The 18,753-nt window shown below is 32.8% G+C and carries 20 protein-coding genes, 1 tRNA gene and 2 pseudogenes; 13 read left to right on the plus strand and 10 right to left on the minus strand.

The window, feature by feature from the left end; all coding sequences use genetic code 11:
* Together GKR88_16795 and GKR88_16800 are read right to left on the minus strand one after the other, a co-directional pair.
* Positions 1-762: a GLPGLI family protein gene (locus GKR88_16795; GenBank protein ID QMU65767.1), complete on the minus strand. Its 762-nt coding sequence runs from the start codon at positions 760-762 to the stop codon at positions 1-3.
* A 100-nt stretch (positions 763-862) separates the two neighbouring features.
* The gene (locus tag GKR88_16800; protein QMU65768.1) at positions 863-1,063 is read right to left on the minus strand and encodes a hypothetical protein; all 201 of its coding nucleotides are present in this window, start codon (positions 1,061-1,063) and stop codon (positions 863-865) included.
* A gap of 461 nt (positions 1,064-1,524) precedes the next feature.
* Here GKR88_16800 and GKR88_16805 point away from each other — a divergent pair.
* Positions 1,525-1,722 (plus strand): annotated as a pseudogene (locus tag GKR88_16805) (transposase).
* A 64-nt stretch (positions 1,723-1,786) separates the two neighbouring features.
* Here the strand turns inward: GKR88_16805 and GKR88_16810 are convergent.
* The 3 genes from GKR88_16810 to GKR88_16820 form a co-directional block, all read right to left on the minus strand.
* Positions 1,787-2,305 carry a DUF2911 domain-containing protein gene (locus GKR88_16810; protein ID QMU66767.1) on the minus strand — a complete coding sequence of 173 codons (519 nt, stop codon included), beginning with the start codon at positions 2,303-2,305 and terminating at the stop codon, positions 1,787-1,789.
* Between the two features lie 378 nt (positions 2,306-2,683).
* Positions 2,684-4,798 (minus strand): ferrous iron transport protein B, encoded by a 2,115-nt coding sequence (gene feoB / locus GKR88_16815; GenBank protein ID QMU65769.1) that lies wholly within the window; start codon positions 4,796-4,798, stop codon positions 2,684-2,686.
* Between the two features lie 4 nt (positions 4,799-4,802).
* A complete protein-coding gene (locus GKR88_16820; protein ID QMU65770.1) occupies positions 4,803-5,027 on the minus strand; it encodes a ferrous iron transport protein A in 225 nt (74 codons plus the stop codon).
* 584 nt (positions 5,028-5,611) lie between these two features.
* Here GKR88_16820 and GKR88_16825 point away from each other — a divergent pair.
* Positions 5,612-5,788 (plus strand): hypothetical protein, encoded by a 177-nt coding sequence (locus tag GKR88_16825; GenBank protein QMU65771.1) that lies wholly within the window; start codon positions 5,612-5,614, stop codon positions 5,786-5,788.
* Positions 5,789-5,827: 39 nt separating this feature from the next.
* On the opposite strand, the gene GKR88_16830 is transcribed toward GKR88_16825, so the two are convergent.
* The 4 genes from GKR88_16830 to GKR88_16845 all read right to left on the minus strand — a co-directional run bounded on the left by GKR88_16830 (position 5,828) and on the right by GKR88_16845 (position 8,927).
* Positions 5,828-6,067 (minus strand): hypothetical protein, encoded by a 240-nt coding sequence (locus GKR88_16830; protein QMU65772.1) that lies wholly within the window; start codon positions 6,065-6,067, stop codon positions 5,828-5,830.
* Positions 6,068-6,112: 45 nt separating this feature from the next.
* Positions 6,113-6,781 (minus strand): hypothetical protein, encoded by a 669-nt coding sequence (locus tag GKR88_16835; protein ID QMU65773.1) that lies wholly within the window; start codon positions 6,779-6,781, stop codon positions 6,113-6,115.
* Between the two features lie 131 nt (positions 6,782-6,912).
* Entirely contained in the window at positions 6,913-7,785 is an 873-nt protein-coding gene (locus GKR88_16840; GenBank protein QMU65774.1) for a hypothetical protein, read from the minus strand.
* A gap of 98 nt (positions 7,786-7,883) precedes the next feature.
* The gene (locus tag GKR88_16845) at positions 7,884-8,927 is read right to left on the minus strand and encodes a helix-turn-helix domain-containing protein (GenBank protein QMU65775.1); all 1,044 of its coding nucleotides are present in this window, start codon (positions 8,925-8,927) and stop codon (positions 7,884-7,886) included.
* 175 nt (positions 8,928-9,102) lie between these two features.
* Here GKR88_16845 and folB point away from each other — a divergent pair, with 175 nt between their 5' ends.
* The 10 genes from folB (at position 9,103) to GKR88_16895 (ending at position 15,502) form a co-directional block, all read left to right on the plus strand.
* Positions 9,103-9,465: a dihydroneopterin aldolase gene (gene folB, locus GKR88_16850; GenBank protein ID QMU65776.1), complete on the plus strand. Its 363-nt coding sequence runs from the start codon at positions 9,103-9,105 to the stop codon at positions 9,463-9,465.
* A 49-nt stretch (positions 9,466-9,514) separates the two neighbouring features.
* Positions 9,515-9,585, plus strand: a tRNA-Cys gene (locus tag GKR88_16855).
* A gap of 157 nt (positions 9,586-9,742) precedes the next feature.
* Positions 9,743-10,150: a response regulator gene (locus GKR88_16860; protein ID QMU65777.1), complete on the plus strand. Its 408-nt coding sequence runs from the start codon at positions 9,743-9,745 to the stop codon at positions 10,148-10,150.
* Positions 10,151-10,152: 2 nt separating this feature from the next.
* The gene (locus GKR88_16865) at positions 10,153-10,707 is read left to right on the plus strand and encodes a hypothetical protein (protein QMU65778.1); all 555 of its coding nucleotides are present in this window, start codon (positions 10,153-10,155) and stop codon (positions 10,705-10,707) included.
* Positions 10,708-10,791: 84 nt separating this feature from the next.
* Complete coding sequence (locus tag GKR88_16870) at positions 10,792-12,045, plus strand: PAS domain S-box protein (protein ID QMU65779.1); 1,254 nt, start codon at positions 10,792-10,794, stop codon at positions 12,043-12,045.
* 44 nt (positions 12,046-12,089) lie between these two features.
* Complete coding sequence (locus GKR88_16875) at positions 12,090-12,866, plus strand: GHKL domain-containing protein (protein ID QMU65780.1); 777 nt, start codon at positions 12,090-12,092, stop codon at positions 12,864-12,866.
* Positions 12,867-12,870: 4 nt separating this feature from the next.
* Complete coding sequence (locus tag GKR88_16880) at positions 12,871-13,194, plus strand: Hpt domain-containing protein (GenBank protein ID QMU65781.1); 324 nt, start codon at positions 12,871-12,873, stop codon at positions 13,192-13,194.
* Between the two features lie 3 nt (positions 13,195-13,197).
* Positions 13,198-13,905: a response regulator gene (locus GKR88_16885; protein ID QMU65782.1), complete on the plus strand. Its 708-nt coding sequence runs from the start codon at positions 13,198-13,200 to the stop codon at positions 13,903-13,905.
* Between the two features lie 270 nt (positions 13,906-14,175).
* Positions 14,176-14,529, plus strand: a complete 354-nt coding sequence (locus GKR88_16890; protein ID QMU65783.1) for a transposase — start codon at positions 14,176-14,178, stop codon at positions 14,527-14,529.
* A 19-nt stretch (positions 14,530-14,548) separates the two neighbouring features.
* On the plus strand, positions 14,549-15,502 hold the full coding sequence (locus GKR88_16895; GenBank protein ID QMU65784.1) for a DDE transposase: 954 nt from the start codon (positions 14,549-14,551) through the stop codon (positions 15,500-15,502).
* 664 nt (positions 15,503-16,166) lie between these two features.
* Here the strand turns inward: GKR88_16895 and GKR88_16900 are convergent.
* Positions 16,167-17,417, minus strand: a complete 1,251-nt coding sequence (locus GKR88_16900; protein ID QMU65785.1) for a hypothetical protein — start codon at positions 17,415-17,417, stop codon at positions 16,167-16,169.
* A 169-nt stretch (positions 17,418-17,586) separates the two neighbouring features.
* Here GKR88_16900 and GKR88_16905 point away from each other — a divergent pair.
* Positions 17,587-18,752 (plus strand): annotated as a pseudogene (locus GKR88_16905) (IS3 family transposase).
* Position 18,753: the final 1 nt, after the last annotated feature.

The following is an 18,753-nucleotide window of genomic DNA, read 5'->3' on the forward strand; positions in this document are numbered from 1 at the left end:
TTATTTATTTCTATTTCTCCAACGTTTTTCATCCTCAGCTGCTAATTTTTCAAACTTTTCTTCTGTAATCAATTTTAATCTTTTTAGTTTAGGCATTTTATTTTTCTTATTTTTTTCATTGTCTTTATAAAACTCTATTTTTTCAACACCATAAGAAAACCTTTCTCCTTGTAGTTGCATAATTAAACCTGGCAAATTTCCATATCCAATAGGGCCAAATTTATAAGGTAATTGAGGGGTATACCATGCTGTAAAATTACGCTTAAAAATTTTACCTTTGGGATTTGTAATAGTATATGATGTTGTGGCTTTAAAGCATAAATAGTCTCCTATCGTTTTAGTTTCATCGTGTAATTCCCATTTTTGATATGGGCGGGATACTAAAAACCTACCAAAAGCTTCCTGTAATTCTTCTGTTATATAATTCTTGGATTGCTGTTTAATACGCCCAAAATAACCTGAATTTGTAATTACAAAGCCAACTGCTCTATTATCTGAAAATAATTTTTTTTCTAAATAGAATATGGAAATGGAATCATTAAAAACTAAAGAAAAATCAACTTCGGAATCTACTGTTTCTGCCTTGGCAACCAACCCGGGTGAGTATTTCTCCATGATTTTATAAACTTCTTGATTCTTATCTATACGGATCTTCACACTATAACTAACCTTAGCTTTGGCATATTGTTTTTTTGTTTGCGAGTAAACCGAAATATTTATCAACAAAAAAGATAAAAGTAAGTTTAATGATTTTATGCTCATAATTTAAAATTTAAAAAGAGGTTCGTTTTATTTAAAACAAACCTCTTATAGTTTAGATAAAAATCTATGTGTTTTTAAAAAATTATAATTTATCTTGTTGTTATAGCCAACCTATAAAAATAGATAACCACCCATCAGGTCCATTTCCTCTGCATTCTCTAACAAAGGCTCTTCTTTCAGCTCTAGCTTCTCTATGGGTGTAATTCCCTGTTGCCATTAAAGCATTATAAAAAGAATTCCCTTCACTTCCACATCCAAAAAACATATCATCTTTAGAAATTTCTTTAAATTTATTTGTCAAAACTTCCTTTTCAATAGTAACATTATCTACAGTTTCTCTAAAATCGTTTATCTCAATTTCTTTTTTCTCCGTGGTATTTGCGGATCAAGCAAAAAAGTTGTGGGGAAGACTTGAATAAAAATTTTATCATTTCAGATTTTTTTTTAAATGAATATCCATTAAATAACTGTTTATTAAGTTTTTAAACTCTATTGAATGATGCTTTTGCGATTGACTCAACTTAAATGTTTTCAATAATATCTTTAAAATCCCACAAGTTTTCGGATTGATCCGCATTTACCATAATTGCAACGCTAAATAGTATAATGAATAATAATTTTCTCATGAGTTTAAAATATTTTGTTGATTAATACACAAATAAATAACAAAATACCTAAAAGAACAATAAAAATTAAGATTTTCTTAAGAGTCGACGCAACATAATATTTAATGACTATCGGACTCTTTGCACAAGACGATAAATTTCCGTATCTTTCTTTAAATCCTTAAAAGTCGAATGGGTATACAAACACGACTACCGGCAAAAATCACAAGCAGAACTATCTATATTTGAATGGATAGAAACTTGGTATAATAAAAGAAGGAGACATTCTTATTTAAACTATAAAACAATTAACGAATTTGAATTAAATATGTGTAATCAAAAGTTAGCCGCATAGCCTCTTAACTTATTGTCCGGTTTTTTGTTGCAAGTCCACTGTTTACAGCCTCTGTTTTGTAATACTATTTTAAAGAAACACCTACAATAGTATTTGCCCAACCTAAGTACAGCATATCTTTTTCTACGGTCATGGAAAATGCTTCTATTGTTTTGTCTGTTTTAGACACAGGTGCTTTTATACGGACTACATCTTTGTCTTTTTTATAGGAATATGCTCCCCATTCGTTGGTTGCCGAATTCAGAATAATAGTCCACTCCTGTTCTCCGGGAATGGTAAATAACGAATAGGTACCTGCCTTTACATTCTTCCCGCCAAAAACGACATCTTCGTAAAAGGTGATTTGAGTAGCTTCATTGGCACCTGTTCTCCAAATTTTATCATTCGGTGCCAGTTTGTCTAAGCTTCTTCCTCTTAACTGAGGTCTGCTATATACAATTTTTAATATTTTTTCCGATGCTCTTCTGGAGTGTAAAACAATATCTGCGGGGCTTTTATCCAATCCCGGAAATTTCTGTGCATTGACTTCATTTGAAGTGCTAATTGCAAGTAATACGACAATTGCTGAAATAAATTTTTTCATCATATATTGGTTTATGGAGACTTCTGCAAAATAGTGATATATTCTGTATCGAAATTGATTTGGCTTCAAATTTCTTCCTTCTCGAAAATTTTAAATCCTCATAACCAACAGGTTACTCCGGTTGAAAATTTTCTTCGGGCGTCGAACTTTTTTGTCAAATCAATTTTGCAAAAGCCTCTTATGTTAATAATTTTTCAAATGTACAGTTCCTTGCGGATACAAACTATTAATGTTCTGTTAAAGATTTTCAGGGAATTATTGTCAGGAACAGTTGCAATCTGAGTTACACCTTTTGTTTTTAGCAGAAGAAAATGCATATTTTTTTAGCAGATAAAACGCTGCAATCCCCACGATAATATATACAATGATCTCTTGCATTTAACTTAGTATTTGAAAGGTTATAAACGATGCTGCATAGGCCATTAACCCCATGCCAAATAATTGAACTAACGGCCACTTCCAACTTTTGGTTTCTTTTTTTACAATGGCCAGTGTTGCCATACACTGCATGGCAAAAGCATAAAATATTAATAACGACATTCCTGTCGGAAAATTAAACCTCTTTGTTCCTGTGGCCATATCAATTTCCGATGCCATTCGTTCTTTAATGGTAAAGGTATCTTCTTCTTTGTTTTCAACACTGTAAATGGTAGCCAATGTTCCTACAAAAACTTCCCTTGCGACAAAGGAACTTATTAATGCGATTCCTATTTTCCAATCATACCCCAAGGGTTTAATTACAGGCTCTATGGTTTTTCCAATAATTCCAATATAAGAGTTTTCTAACTTTTCAGTGGCAATTTTTTGCTGTAAATCATCTTCGGACAGGAATCCTTTAGCTGTATTTTTGATAACGGTTTCCTCGGCATCAGCATAAGCTTTCGGGCCATTGGACGCTAAAAACCACAGGATGACAGATATGGCTAAAATTATTTTTCCTGCTTCCAGTACGAACGACTTTGTTTTTTCAATAACATCAAACAATACATTCTTCATGGAAGGGATTTTATAGTCGGGCATTTCTATTACAAAAAAAGAGGTGTTCTTTATTTTTATCACTTTATGTAATATATAGGCAGCTATAATAGCAGTTATGAACCCTAAAGCATATAAAAATAATAGTGTTAATCCTTGTAGGTTTAAAAACCCAAAGATTTTTTTATTGGGAATAATTAAAGATATTAGTATGGTATATACGGGTAGCCTTGCCGAACAGGTGGTAAAAGGGGTTACTAAAATAGTGATCAATCGTTCTTTCCAACTTGCAATGGTTCTTGTTGACATGACAGCGGGAATGGCACAAGCGGTTCCTGAAATTAACGGGATAATACTCTTTCCGTTCATTCCAAACCGGCGCATCATTTTATCCATCAAAAATACGACTCTGCTCATATACCCGGTTTCTTCCAATATGGCAATAAATAAAAAGAGTATGGCAATTTGCGGTATAAAAATGAGTATCCCACCAACTCCCGGGATAATGCCTTTGGTTATTAAATCATTTAAAACTCCTTTCGCTAGTTTTGTTTTTACCAGCTCGCTGAAATCAGCAAAAAAACCATCTATATAATCCATTGGAAGGGTAGCCCAATTGAAAATAGATTGAAATATGAGTAATAATATTCCAAAAAATAATAAATATCCAAATATTTTATGTGTAAATACTTTATCGAGCTTAGCTCTTAGATCTGTTCCTCCGGATCGGTCTATTTTGTATGTTTTTTTTAGTATTTCGTTAATTTTTTGATATCGATAGATCGTTTCTTTATGTTGGTATTTTTTTAATTTGGAGACATCGTGTTTAAAAGCTGTTAATTGTTCTCTTTCTTTTTTTGATAGGGTTGGGGGGTAATTGTTTTGAGTGATCATTAGCCATAATTCATACATAGAATGATTGGGGCTAATTGCTGTTAAGGCATTAAAATAACCGGCATCTATTTTATGATGTATAGCACATAGCGGTGTTGTTTTTGCTTCGATATACGATTTGATAATAGCTGACTTTACTGCTGCTATCCCTTCCCTTTTTCTGGCGCTAACCAACACTACCTCAGAACCTACTTCTTTTTCAAATGCTTCTGGGTCAATAGAAATTCCTTTTCGCTTCATTTCATCTGCCATATTTATAGCTAAAACGGTGGGAATTTTCAGGTCTTTAATTTGCGAAAAAAGAAATAAATTTCTTTTCAAGTTTTCAATATCCACAATGACTAAAATAACATTCGGAACTTCTTTTTTTAAAGGATTTAACAGTGTTTTTAAAACAATACTTTCATCAACGGAAGTAGGATGTATGCTATAGGTTCCGGGTAAATCCGTGATCAATGCTTTATATTTTTCGGATAACTGGCTGGTTCCTGTTTTTTTGTCCACTGTGACTCCCGGGTAATTTCCTGTTTTTTGATGTAACCCTGTAAGTTGGTTAAATAACGAGGTTTTCCCTGTATTCGGATTTCCAATCAAAGCAACATTTATGGACGTCGTAAAAGCCATTATTTTAAGATGTAATGATACCGATTTTTTCGGCTGCTTCTTTTCTAATGGCTAAATGACTTCCGTGAACGCAGATATATAAAGGGTCATTTAGAGGGGCTAGTTGTATGAGTTTTACCTCTGCGCCCGGCAAACAACCCATTTCCAGTAACTTTAGCGGAATTTTATCTAATGCTTTTTCGGAAATATACCCTGTTTCTCCTATTTGTAAAGATGCTATTGTTGCCAAAACAAAACGATATTAAACCGTAAAGGTAATAAATTAGAATGATTCTAAACAGCATTATTTTTCTGTTTTGAATTTAAACGAGCTCTTTAAAAAAATAAGGTGACGAGGTGTTTTAACAACCCAAAATACGTCCATTCTCTCCTTTTAATTCAAAGTTCGAACTATGTCAAATACAGTTAAACAATTAATCGAATCTACCGCTACTACCGCAAGGTGGGTTAGTGACGGTTAAATCAAATTCAATATTTTATAACGCTGCTTCGGAACAACATCTTGAATTTTGAATAAGATAGGTGAGATTATCTTATTCTCCGAACCCGAGAAGTAACAGTAGTTCTAACACGAACTGTTCTTCTTACTGACACCTGTACCTTGACAGGTCTTCTGACTACGGTACGTCTAGTCATTTTTACAAATTAAAATGTTTAGATTTAACTAAATTACAATCCTCTAATGGTACGAACATTAGGGGATTTTTCTTTTCAGCATTCGCTGTACCCTCTTTAAAAGATTAAATGACTATCGGAATCTTTGCGCAAGGCGATAAATTTTCGTATCTTTCTGATTATTAGATATTTAATATTATGACGATTCACGAATTTTTCAAGGAATTTCCAGACGAAGCAAGCTGTAAAGCACATTTTAAATCCAAAGAGATAAAAAGGGTGTCACCTGTAAGAGATACCAACACCAAGAGCATTATTGGATATCCACACGAGATCAATACCAATGTAAGAAGTGTAACTATAGAACCACATTAAAGAGTGGTACGCTTTTACATGGCTCTCACCTACCCGTCACTATTGGTATTTTGGAATGATCTGCGCATCTGTAATTAAATTTTGAGCAATAATATGAATTGCCTGGCCATTTGGTGCTTGTATTTTTGTATATTTTACAAACGTAGAATAATTTCCGGATGTAACCGGCATGGGGATTACACCATTTTGGGAGGTACTAATGTCATAATTATCAGCCAACTGAGCATTAGATGAACAATAAATCATTAAGGTTAGTAGTAGTAGAGAAATTTTTTTCATATTTACAAGAAGAACTCATTTAATAAATAATTATCAAAGCATAGCTTAATATATTTTTACGGAAAAGTCATCTATTGTCGGTTGGTTTGAAGTGATGACCGTATTTTCGGCAAAACCCATGATCCCAACATCGATAACGTCTGTATCTCCTAAGCCCCAATTGTCTAACCCTGATGCATCAATAGACCTTCCAACACCAACCATTGCATTATCTATAAACAGGCTTAACGTTTTGTTAGAATGGCAAAATTGTATTTTTAATATAGCGGTTTCCAATGATTGAGCTAAAATCGTTCTTTGAACATCGATAGGGGCCCCTCCTAACCGGTTTGCTACCAATTGGGCCTGAACAAAACGTTGGGCTCCATTTATGGTTGCTAAATTGCATTCATATACCTTTGAAGACTGACCTGAAGCAACAGGCCTTCCGGCAAAAATACCCGCTCCCACCTGTGCATTTGCTCCTCCATTGCTATTCCAGTGTAGCGGGACGGTCACAGTTAAAGAAATCTCCCAGGATTTATCATATGGCATCTGTGTTTTATATAGTTTCCAGACTTCAAGGGCCTGAGTCGATGCCGTACTGGCAGTTAATTGCCCTTTTCCACCTACCAATGTTATATCAGCACCTTCGGATTCCCAACGTGTACTTTGAGAAAAAAAGCCGGAGAAATTGTTGTCAAAAGCATAGTTTTCTGTTGATGTAGTAGTCATGAATTGACAAGATGGCATTACAGGAGGGTTCGTAGTACTATTACTTGATGAGCATGCGGTAATAAAAACTAGCAAAAAGCTAATAACGGTGATTTTAAATATTGGTTTCATAAATATATAACTAATGATTATTATCTTCTGTAAGTTCCATCCGGTAAGACCGTTGGCAATATATAAGTGGGGTTTGTAAATATTGTATAAGCTGCCGGATCTTGACTTTGTACAAGAACTCTTGTATTTAATTTCCATTCATGAGAAATATCGCTAAGCCTGTTTTCCTGCGCACCCAACATAGAGGTCATAATCCAATATAAATACTCACTTACCTGGCAGCTATAATTACAAGTTGTGTCAGTATAAGTATACCAGGCTCCCGCAGGATAACTCGCAGGCGGGTTTTCAAAACGTCCCCCTCTGGCAATATCCATAGCTGCGGAAATTTCAGAGCCGGTTTGTGAACTAAAAACAGTCGGATATGCTCTTTCGTGACCGGCAGTAGTAATGATATGCCAAACCTCTTCCAGCGAAGCATCAAATGTCCCCGTATGACCATTTGTATGCCAGACCGGAACCGTTTCGTCTGCTCCCAAGTCTTGTCCTGAAAAACCGCTTGGAGGGTTAAAATTATTCATATCAGCTGATGTTTTCCACATAAATAAAAAGGCTTTGTTAGCTTTCATAGTATTATGCACTGTTGTATTGTCTACGGTACCATCTTCATTATTGTCTAAATATTGTGCCATTATATTTGCAGCGTGCAATAATTTGGTATCTTCAACAGCACTTACGGCATAAATAGGAATATCAAATACCATCACTTTTCTATTAAAGTTTGTAAAGCCTATATCTGAATTAGCTACGATGGTAAAATTAGGATCGTTTCCCGGATTTATGGTGCCATTGTTTCCTCCGACATTTGTATTGTCATTTGAAGAACAAGAAATATAGCTGATTAATGTAATAGCACTTATTACAACTGATAGCAACCTCATTGATTTTTTCATAATTCTATATTATTTTTATAAATTAATTTGTTTTTAATTATCGTAGTAAAAAACCATAAAACTTTACACATTATTGCAATAAAAAAGTCCTATTGCTGTTATTCGGACTTATTCAATTGCTTTTGATATTGCTTTGGAGTAATGCCTTCCGTGTTTTTAAAAACACTATAGAATGTTGATTTTGAAGAGAATCCCGCCTCTTGGGCTAATCCTAAAATAGATAGTTGCTTTGATTTTGGAGAAGAGAGCAGTTTTTTAAATTCATCTATTCGAAACCGGTTAATAAAATGGTAAAAATTGTTTTTAGTATTTTTATTGATAATTATAGAAAGTTCTTTTTCTCCTAAATTTAGATGGTTTGATAGCGTTTTTAGATTTAAATGGTTATCTGTAAAGAGCTTTTCTTGTAGTATAATTTTTGAAATTTGAGCGAATTTTTCATTCATTTTAATAGTAACATCCGGCTTCTCGGAAATATCTCCTGTAGTATTTTGAAATTGGATTGACGTAAATATTTCGGACTGAGAAAACCCATTGTGCCCTATCCAGTAAAGCATAAAAAAAGTAAGAATATCAGAAGCAATAACAAAATAGAATGTTACCGCTTCGTTGTATATACCGATGATATCCTCGAAAACCCATATGATGTGAAAAAACAAAGCGATGTATACTAATTGTTTTATCCAGGAAAGCATTTTATTTTCTGTATCGGAATAAAAATCTCCTATGCTTCTTTGGTGCAATTTTAAAATATACAGGATAAAAACAAGTAATGAAATATTAAAAACATAATCAAAATATGTAACGGCATAAACTAAAAAGAGGCTTAAATTAAATAGGATACCCGGAGCAAATAACAAAAAATAGCCCCATTTTATTTTTTTATTCAGGGTTTTGATGATATATAAAAACAAAAAAGGAAATGTAAATAAGGAACACTGTGGAATAGAAGCGGGAATGCCATCCACAGAATAAAGTATAACATCTAAAACCTCCAGAGATATAGACCATAAAAAAAGGCTCAAAAAAACATTCGCTTTTTTATTCTTTGATTTAGCCGTGATAAACAAGAACCCTAATACTAAAGCTACCGAAAAAGACATGATATTCAGGAAAATCCGAAAATAAAAATCAATTACCATAAACTAAGTTTTGATAAAATTACAATAACTTTTCAATACATTTCTTCCGTAAAAAAATAAATTTTGATTGAAAAATAATTTAGTTTCACTTCAGTAACCACTTCGTTAGTACATGAATTTTTTCATTTGAAAATTCACAAAAAACAAATGAAAAAATTCATGTACTTTTGTTTATATGGGATGTATTCAAATAAATAATATAAAATTATATGCTTTTCATGGCTGTTTGGAAGAAGAAGCTAAAATAGGTTCCAAATACCGTGTAGATATAAAAATAAAAGCAAACCTCATAAAACCCTCTCTTTCCGATGAGCTGTCAGATACTGTAGATTATGTGCATGTAAATCATATTGTTAGAGAAGAGATGGCTATCCGGTCCAAATTATTAGAGAACGTGGCCAAACGAATTTTAGACAGAATTTTTAGAGAATTGAAAACAGTTAAAAAAGGAACGGTAAGTATTGCTAAGATAAACCCACCTGTCGAGGGCAATGTAAATGAAGTAGTTGTCGTTCTTTCAAAAAAACGCAAAATCTAAAAAAACTTGCCTGAAAAGATAAATGATGTAAATTTGCAAGTCTTTATCAGGTGTCGTGGCCGAGTGGCTAGGCAGTGGTCTGCAACACCATCTACAGCGGTTCGAATCCGCTCGACACCTCAGAAGCACCGCCTAAAAAACGGTGCTCTTTTTATTCTCATTCCATTCACCGATAAAAAACTGCCATTCATCGATATTATGGATAGATTCAACTAAAGTAAAAAACACTTTTATTTTTTTTTCTTCAATTTGTCCTTTGAATTACAAAGGTCTTACATTGAAAAAACTTAGGATACTTCTTATAGAGGATGACGAAATTGAGAGAATGAAATTTAAAAGAGTATGCACAAAAAATGGTTTTGAACACATCATTGTAGAAGCTCCAAATGGAGAAATAGCATTACATCTTTTAGATAGCAATAAATTACCTGACTTTATATTGCTGGATCTGAATATGCCTAAAATGAATGGAACGGAATTTTTAAAAAGTTTAAAAGCAAATCCTGCTTTACAATTCATCCCAATTGTTGTTTTATCAACGTCAAATAATTACGAAGATGTGAAAAAATGTTATGAAATCGGAGCATCCGGATATATGATCAAACCACTACATTTTGAAGATTACAAACAAAAAGTAATCTCATTACTTAACTATTGGGAAAATAATGAACTAATAGAAGAATAATTATGAAAGGTATTATCTTTACAGAGTTTTTAGATTTGGTAGAAACTAAATTCGGTCTGGAAATGGTCGATGAAATTATTGAAGCTTCCGACTTGGAATCCATGGGAGTTTATGCAGCGACCGGGACTTATAGTTTTTCCGAAATGTTATCGTTAATAACAAATCTTAGTGAGCGTACAAAAATTACTATTAATGATTTACTTACAGTATATGCACATCATTTTTTTGGAGTGATTGAAAGAAGCTATCGGCATATACTGCATTTATATAAAGACCCTATAGATATGCTTGCTTCTATTGAAAATCACATACATGTGGAGGTAAGAAAAATTTATCCTGATGCCGAATTACCCAGGTTTGTTGTTGTTGAGAAAACGAAAAATAGACTGGAATTAGAATATTTTTCTTCGAGGTCTATGTATGCTTTTGCATATGGTTTAATGGAAAAAACATTTCAACACTATAATCGTTCCGCAACCATTTCTTATGAGCTATTAAAAGAAGACGGGCGCCATGTAAAATTTGTAGTCTTGCAAAATGAATCTCCCCAAAGTTGATATATTTGAAAAAATAACCGTTAGTCAGATAAAAGTTGATTAGAAAAGAAGACAGGAGTTATGTAAAATTTGTAATTTTACGAGATGAACTCCCCTAAATCCGAAATACTTCAAAAAGCGCTGGCCAGAGAAAAACTGGCCAGAAAAGAAGCTGAAAAAATTCTGGAAGAAAAATCCTTAGAATTATTTAATAAAAGTAAGGAGCTTTTAGCTATTAACGAAAATTTAGCAAAAGTAATTGACCAAAAAACAATTGAATTTAAAGGTATTTTTGATAATATTATCGACTCTTATATTTTGATGGATTTGTACGGCAATGTTTTAAAAATGAACAAACCTGCCGTAAATTTTTTTGGTTTCGATATTAAAAATGAGCAGTTTAACGTATCTGAAATTCTCTATGAAGATGACTTTGAATATGCTCAAAAGTCTTTTAAAAAATTACTTATCGAAGGTTCTTTCAAGAATTATCAATCAAGAATATATACCAAATCAAAGGAAGTTAAATGGGTGCAAATCAATTCCAGTATTGTTACCGATACAACAGGGATCCCCGCTTTTGCACATGGTATTATCAGAGATATTACCAAAGCTAAACAACAACAACAAGATTTTGAAGAGCAAAAACAACAACTGGATGCTATTGTTGATAATTCTTTTTTAGGAATTGTTTTGAGCAATAAAGAGGGTAAGGTTTTAAAAACAAATACAGCTCTTGAAAATTTACTGAATTACCCTCAAGAAGAACTCTTAAATCTTAAAGTTGATGATATTACTTTGAAAGAAGATAATGATGTATTTCATAAATATATAAATGATTTGAATAACGGAAAAACAGATCATTTTACTCTTAAAAGAAGATATCAGTCAAAAAAAGGGGAAATTATTTGGGGGAAAACAAATGTGGCTGCCGTTAGAAAGACGAATAAATCGCTTCATTATCAGGTATTTTTAATAGAAGATATCACCGAAGAATTAAAAAAAGGAGCACTATTGGAAGCATTAAACAATTTGATGTCTTCTATTTTAGGGAAAACAAATATTTATGAAATATCCCTGGAAATAGCAGAAAAAATTATTGGACTACTTGATTTTGAAAATTGCGTAATCTATTTATTAGATAAAGAAAAACAAGTGCTACAGCAAATTGCCTCTTACGGAAAATCGTCAAATAAAATAGTTCCTCTAGGTGAAGGGGTTATTAGCACAGTGGCAGAAACCGGAATTCCGGAAATTATCTCTGATGTGAGTAAAGATCCCAGATATCTTATGGATACTGAACTTAATATTCGGAAATTGCTGTACCCATTATTTCAGGTGAAGAAATTATCGGAGTAATAGATTCGGAACACTCCCGTAAAAATTTTTATACCAAAGACCATTTGGAAACACTACAAACCATTGCAGGGTTAGCTGCTACTCAATTAAAAAATGCCATGAGTTTACAATTGAGAAAAGAAATGGAAAAACAAAAAGAAATCATTTTAAAAGATTTGACAAAAAGCAATCAGGAATTAAATGATTTTGCCCATGTAGTTTCACATGATTTAAAATCTCCCTTGCGGAGCATGAATGCTTTAGTGTCGTGGCTAAAAGAAGATTGTGCCGATTTTTCTAATGATGATATCAATGCTAACTTAGACTCATTATTAAAAAAAATAGATCGCATGGATTTATTGATCAATGGAATTTTGAGTTATGCCAGCATAGATAGAGTGAAAAAGAAAAGTCAACCTATAGACCTGAATGAATTAGTGAGAGACATATTAGATACTATTCACACCCCTCAGAATATAGAAATCCAAATCAAAACAAAATTGCCTATAGTAAAAGGAGATTCATTTAAAATGATTCAACTGTTTCAGAATTTGCTAAGTAATGCTATCAAATACTCTGATAAAGAAAAAGGGGTTGTAATTATCAATTGCATTTCAGAAAAAAATTACTGGCAATTTAGTATTCGGGATAATGGTATGGGTATTTCAGAAAAATACTTTGACAAAATATTTCAAGTATTTCAAGTATTAGAAAAATCAGAAGATTCTACAGGAGTGGGATTATCAATTGTACAAAAAATAATTGCTTTTTACAATGGAAAAATATGGTTAGAATCTAAATTAGAAAAAGGAACCACCTTCTTTTTTACATTACCAAAATAAACATATGGATACACCCAATTTAAATTACATAAAAGAGCTTTCGGATGGCGATAAAAAATTCGAAGAAAAGTTACTGTCCGTATTAAAAAAAGAGTTTCCTTTGGAATTAAATAGTTTCTTAAACAATTATCAAAAAAAAGATTATAAAAAAAGTGCTGAAGATGTACATAAACTAAAACATAAAATTAGTATCTTGGGACTTGTAAATGGGTACCGTGTTGCTACTGATTTTGAAAACGAGTTAAAATTAGAATCAGATAGTTTATATGAGTCTTTCATGCAGATCATAAATCAGATAAAATTGTTTTTAAAAATTAATCCTCTATAAATCATGAAATGTTTAATTATTGATGACGATGCTACCGCAAGGTTAATTATGCGGCAACTATGTGAAGGATTTGGCAATTTGACTATTGTTGATGAATTTTCAAATGCAATAGATGCAATAAAATTTTTGAACTCCAATTCAATTGATCTTATATTTTTGGATATTCATATGCCGACGTTTTCCGGATTTGATTTTATTCAAACATTGAAAACCCCTCCGAAAATAGTACTTACAACATCTGATAAAAACTTTGCTTTAGATGCTTTTGAGTACGATTGTGTGGTAGATTATTTAGTGAAGCCTATTAAAGAGAGGCTGGATAAAGCCATTCAGAAAGTCCAAAAATTTCAAATGCCCAATGATGATGATACAACAATCGTTTCCAAAGAAAAAGAAAGTATTGAAGAGTTGTATGTAAATGTAGACAGAAGGTTGGTGAAAATCAGTTTTTCAGATATCAATATCATTGAAGCAAAAGGAGATTATATCAAAATAAAAACAGATAATAAAAACCATATCGTACATTCTACATTAAAGAAAATAGAAGATAAGTTACCTACAGATTTATTTTTAAAAATACATAGGTCTTATATTATTAATTTATCAAAAATTATTGATATTGAAGATAATAGTGTTTTAATTAAACAAGATGTAATTCCGGTAAGCAGATCCAATCGAAGCGAGCTGATGAAAAGATTAAATCTTCTTTAAAATAATCACAATCGTATACCATTAATCGAAGTTCTCATATTTATTTATCCGCTTACATCTTGAATTAACCGAAAATAAAGAGAGCAAAAGCTACTAATTTAATTTCGGATCAGTCACAAAAGTTGTGTGTGAGTTCAGATGAAGATTAATTGTTAATTGAAGATTGAATGAAGTGTGTCTTTGCGAGTGAAACGAAGCAATTAGGGATCAGGGTCAAAAGTTTTGTGTGGATTGAATTAAAGTTTTGATCTTTGTAAAAAAAAACAGAGATTGGAATTATCCTTAGACCTTTTAAAATTCATCTTACCTGAGATGCTCGTAGAACATTTTGATTTGGTAAGACACACTCATCGAAATGAGGAACTTCATTTGTATTTTGAAGAGCGTAATGTTGTTCCTAAAGAAGTCATAAATCCTAATGTAATTGCTCATGGTTTCCACAAAGAGATTACTATTGAAGACTTTCCTTTGCGTGGAAACACTGTGTATCTTCACGTAAGGCGACGTAGATGGTTAGATAAAGAGACTAGGCAAATCATTCAAAGAGATTGGAATCTAGTAGCTCAGGGAACTCGCATGACAGGTGAGTTTGCTGCTTTTTTAAAAGAGATTAGTCGATACTGAGAAGAGTGATTGCAAAACCATTGCAAGAATCTATGGCGTGAATGGGAAGAAGTTCCAAAGGCAGTATCGAGATTATTTGAGTGAGTTTAAACAGTGGAAGGAAAAGTCTCATGCCAAAGAGTGGTTGATCTTCCCTGAGAATATAGGAACTCGATTATCTATCGACGAAGTAGCCTTATCAAAAGGAGAACTCTACACCATCGTTACCAATAAAAAAGCTAAAGGAAAGAAAGGAAGTATTGTGGCGATCATAGCTACTACCAAAGCAGAACCTATTATCAAACACCTATTTAAAATCTCATCTGCGAAAAGAAACAAGGTCAGAGAAATTACCCTAGATATGGCGAACTCCATGAAGCTGATTGCCAAACGGTGTTTCCCCAAAGCCATACAAGTAACCGATAGATTCCATGTACAGAAACTAGCTCTAGAAGCACTTCAAGAAATTAGGATCAAACATCGATGGGAAGCCATAGATACAGAAAATGAACGGATCAAACTTGCCAAAACCAATAACAAAGAATATTACCCTGAAATATTAGAAAATGGAGATACCATAAAGCAACTCTTGGCTAGAAGCAGATACTTACTCTACAAAGCACCAAGTAATTGGACAGAAGATCAAAGAGTAAGAGCTAACATCCTCTTTAAAAGATATCCTGATATCAAAACAGCTTTTAAGCTCGTACAAGGACTTAGAAATATCTTCAACACAGCAAACTCAATACAAGTCGCTTATACAAAACTAGCGCATTGGTATAAAGATGTAGAACAAACAGCATACAAGGCTTTTAATACCATAGCAAACTCTATCAGGCTTAACTATAGATCAATATTGAATTACTTCATTAATAGAAGTACTAATGCAGCGGCAGAATCTTTCAATGCCAAAATCAAAGCCTTTAGATTACAATTTAGAGGGGTCAAAAACACAGAATTCTTCCTCTATAGATTAACTACAATTTTTGCATAAACACAACAATTAGTCTTGATCCTTAATTTCTTTGTGCAATAAAATAACGAATATTAAAATTTGGGGAAATTTTATAGTTATTATTTTAGGAAAGAAGAGTGCTCTTTTGGGCACTCTTTTAATTTCTATCATTGTTCCGTCATTTGCACGCCCTTAAGCCCACAGGTAATACTATAGGCACGTTTAGATAAACCGCTTTCTTGCCACAAGCCTAAATGGGCCTCTTTTTATTCCTCACTATATCGGTTCATATCAATATCTATTTTATACAAACCAAAAATAGTACCTCTAACATGCCTATAAAATACCTACTTGCCCACGGGCATACAAAAAGAATATGAAAGTGATCTAAAGGTTGTGTGAGGAAAATTTGAAATTTTCATAGCAAGATTGGACTATTTTCATATTCTTTTGGGTATAAGATCTCAAATAACATTACTCTATCAAGTGTTATCCGCATTAAAAAGAATGGTTTTTATAATCTGCCACTTCCCGGAACGGTCACTACCTACACGTTCTGTAATTCCTTTTTCTTTAGGGGTAGCTATATTTTTATCTACAGTAGTAGTACTAATGCTTTCGGTCGTTTCTTTTTTGCTAATCGTTGGGTTTTCTACAATTAACTCAAGGATTTTTGCCTGACTATCGCCAGCCTTTCATTTTTTTAACTATTCTCTACGATCTCAATCTCCTCCTCAATCAACCCGTATAACTCATAGACCATTTGGTCTATTTCCTTATCAGTTGTATCAATTTGAGTTTTTAGAGCAAATGCTTTTTGTTGCTCTGCAATAAAGTAGTCTTCCCACTCGGCTTCTTCACTGAGACTGAGTGGTATCTTTTTCTTTTTGAGTTCTTTTATAAAGCCTGTAAAAGATAGCTCATACCAACTCGCTAGTTTTTTGGGTAGCTTTTCTAATGACTCCGGAAATTTGCGTTGTAGGGTGCGTTGGAATTTGGCAGATACCTCTTGCAACTTTTTATTTAAAACTAACATTTGATCTGCTTTTTCTATAAATAATTCTTCTGATATAGCTTTTATTAAAGGAAATTTCTCAAAAAAGGTATATTTCATCCTAACTCCTTTTTTGCCTAAACCACCACCTGCATAGAAATTCTTAATACACCAGAAAAAGAAATTTGTATTTACAATTGTCAATATGTATTTCAGATTTTTTCCTGTAATTATCCTTCCTGTATCAACACAAAACATCGTTCCTCTTTCGTGATATGCAAAAGAAGATTCTTGTACCATTTCTTGATAAATGATTTTTTCTCCATTAAATTTATCAATATATGCACAGTTCCTTAAATTATATGGTGTATCGCCTTTATCGTAACGTTTTTCTAATTTTTCATAATACTGGTCTAAATGACTTTTAATTATAGAATAGTTATCAATATTTATTTTTGAATTGTCTTTGTAGCCATTGTGGGTACTAATCAAATACAAATCATTAAAATCTATTGAATAACGTTTAATATCTCTACCTCTTAAAATCGGATGGATAATTTCTGCACTCTTAGGGTCTTTAGCTATCAGTTCATCCCTTTTTTCTTTGGTTATGATAAAAGCTTCATTATAGCCAGTTTTAATTCCATAGTTTATTTCAATATCCCAATCTTTGAGAGGTGTACCTTTTTTTTCAATTTTTTGTTTTATACTTTTTTCCAAAGGGCTGTCTATACTCCATATATCATCATTTTTATACGATACTTCGACTTGCATTTTTTCATATACTGAAAAGTCTATAAAATTAGTTTCTTTGCTTAGATCAACGGCAGTAAAAGGGTTGTTTGCTGTATTTTTTTCAAATAATAAAATATTAGAATCTACAGTAGCGCTTTCAAAAATGCCGGAGCCTAAATCAATTAATAAATAAGGTTTGGTAAATTCATTAAAATATCTTCTCAATTACTTTCCATAATTAGCACGCATCTATTTATTAGAAGTAATGAAGCCTAAAACTCCTTTTTTCTGAGAATATCATTACCTTTTTCGTAAAATAAGCAGTACAAATCTCCGGTACTTTCAAAGGTGTAATCTTCCCTAAAAACCGAACTGTTTAAAATTAGAAAGATTAATTTTAACTTTCAATAGACAAACAAAGCGAAAGAGTAAATTTTCACCTTCACATCTTGCAAAGATTTTGAAAGAGTTTGATCAAGGGAAAACAGTTGTAGAGATTAGCAGGGAACATGGGTTTATTTCAGCAACTTTTTACAAGTGGCGTTCTAAATATGCCGGGATGAGTTCCGGAGAGTTACGTTGCGTCAAAGAGCTTGAGGGTGAGAACCGGATGCTCAACCAGATGTATGCTTCTCTAGCCTTAGATCATCAAATGGCAAAAGAGGTTATTGCAAAAAAGCTTTAAAGCCTTGCCGTAAGAGAACGATAAGTAAAACACTTGCACATTATGGTATTAGCAGGGCGTGCCGAGTCTTAAATATGAGCAAGAGTGTTTATTATTATAAACCGTTACCCAAAGCCGATACTGAGATAGAGCTCGCTTTACAAGAAAAAGCAGTTCAACATTGAGAAGAAGGTTTTTGGAAGGCTTATAGTCGTTTACGTAATCAAGGCAAACCATGGAATCATAAACGATTGTATAGGGTTTACAAAGCATTAGGACTTCCTCTACGTGGTAAAGTAAAAAAACGATTACCATCTAGAGTGAAAGAACCATTAGAGGTTCCGGAAAATCTTAATGATACATGGAGTATGGATTTTGTTACCGATACCCTTGAGAACAAAAGACGTTTTAGAGCCTTTACTATTATCGATGACTGTAATAGAGAGGCATTACATATAGAAGTAGATTTTTCTTTACCAAGTAATCGTGTGTTTTGGGTACTTAACGATCTTGTTAATAGAAGAGGAAAGCCCAATAAGATACGTATGGATAATGGCCCGGAGTTCATTGCTAATATCACCGCTGTATGGAGCCAAATGCATGACATAGAGTTTACCTATATTCACCCTGTCAAACCAACTCAAAATGCATTTGTAGAGAGATTTAATGGAACTTATAGGCGAGGAGTTATTGATAAATATATTTTTGAGAACATTAACCAAGTAAGAGAACAAACCCAAGATTGGATGTATGATTATAATCATCATCGACCCCATGACGGGCTTGGTAGATTATCGCCAATAAAATACGCAGAAATTAATTCTCTTGGGGCTAGCTCCAAGAGAATTAAAACAATAAATTTATCAAATATTAGAAATTTAAACAGTTCTAATTAGG

This window comes from Flavobacteriaceae bacterium, from assembly GCA_014075215.1.
Lineage (GTDB): Bacteria > Bacteroidota > Bacteroidia > Flavobacteriales > Flavobacteriaceae > Polaribacter.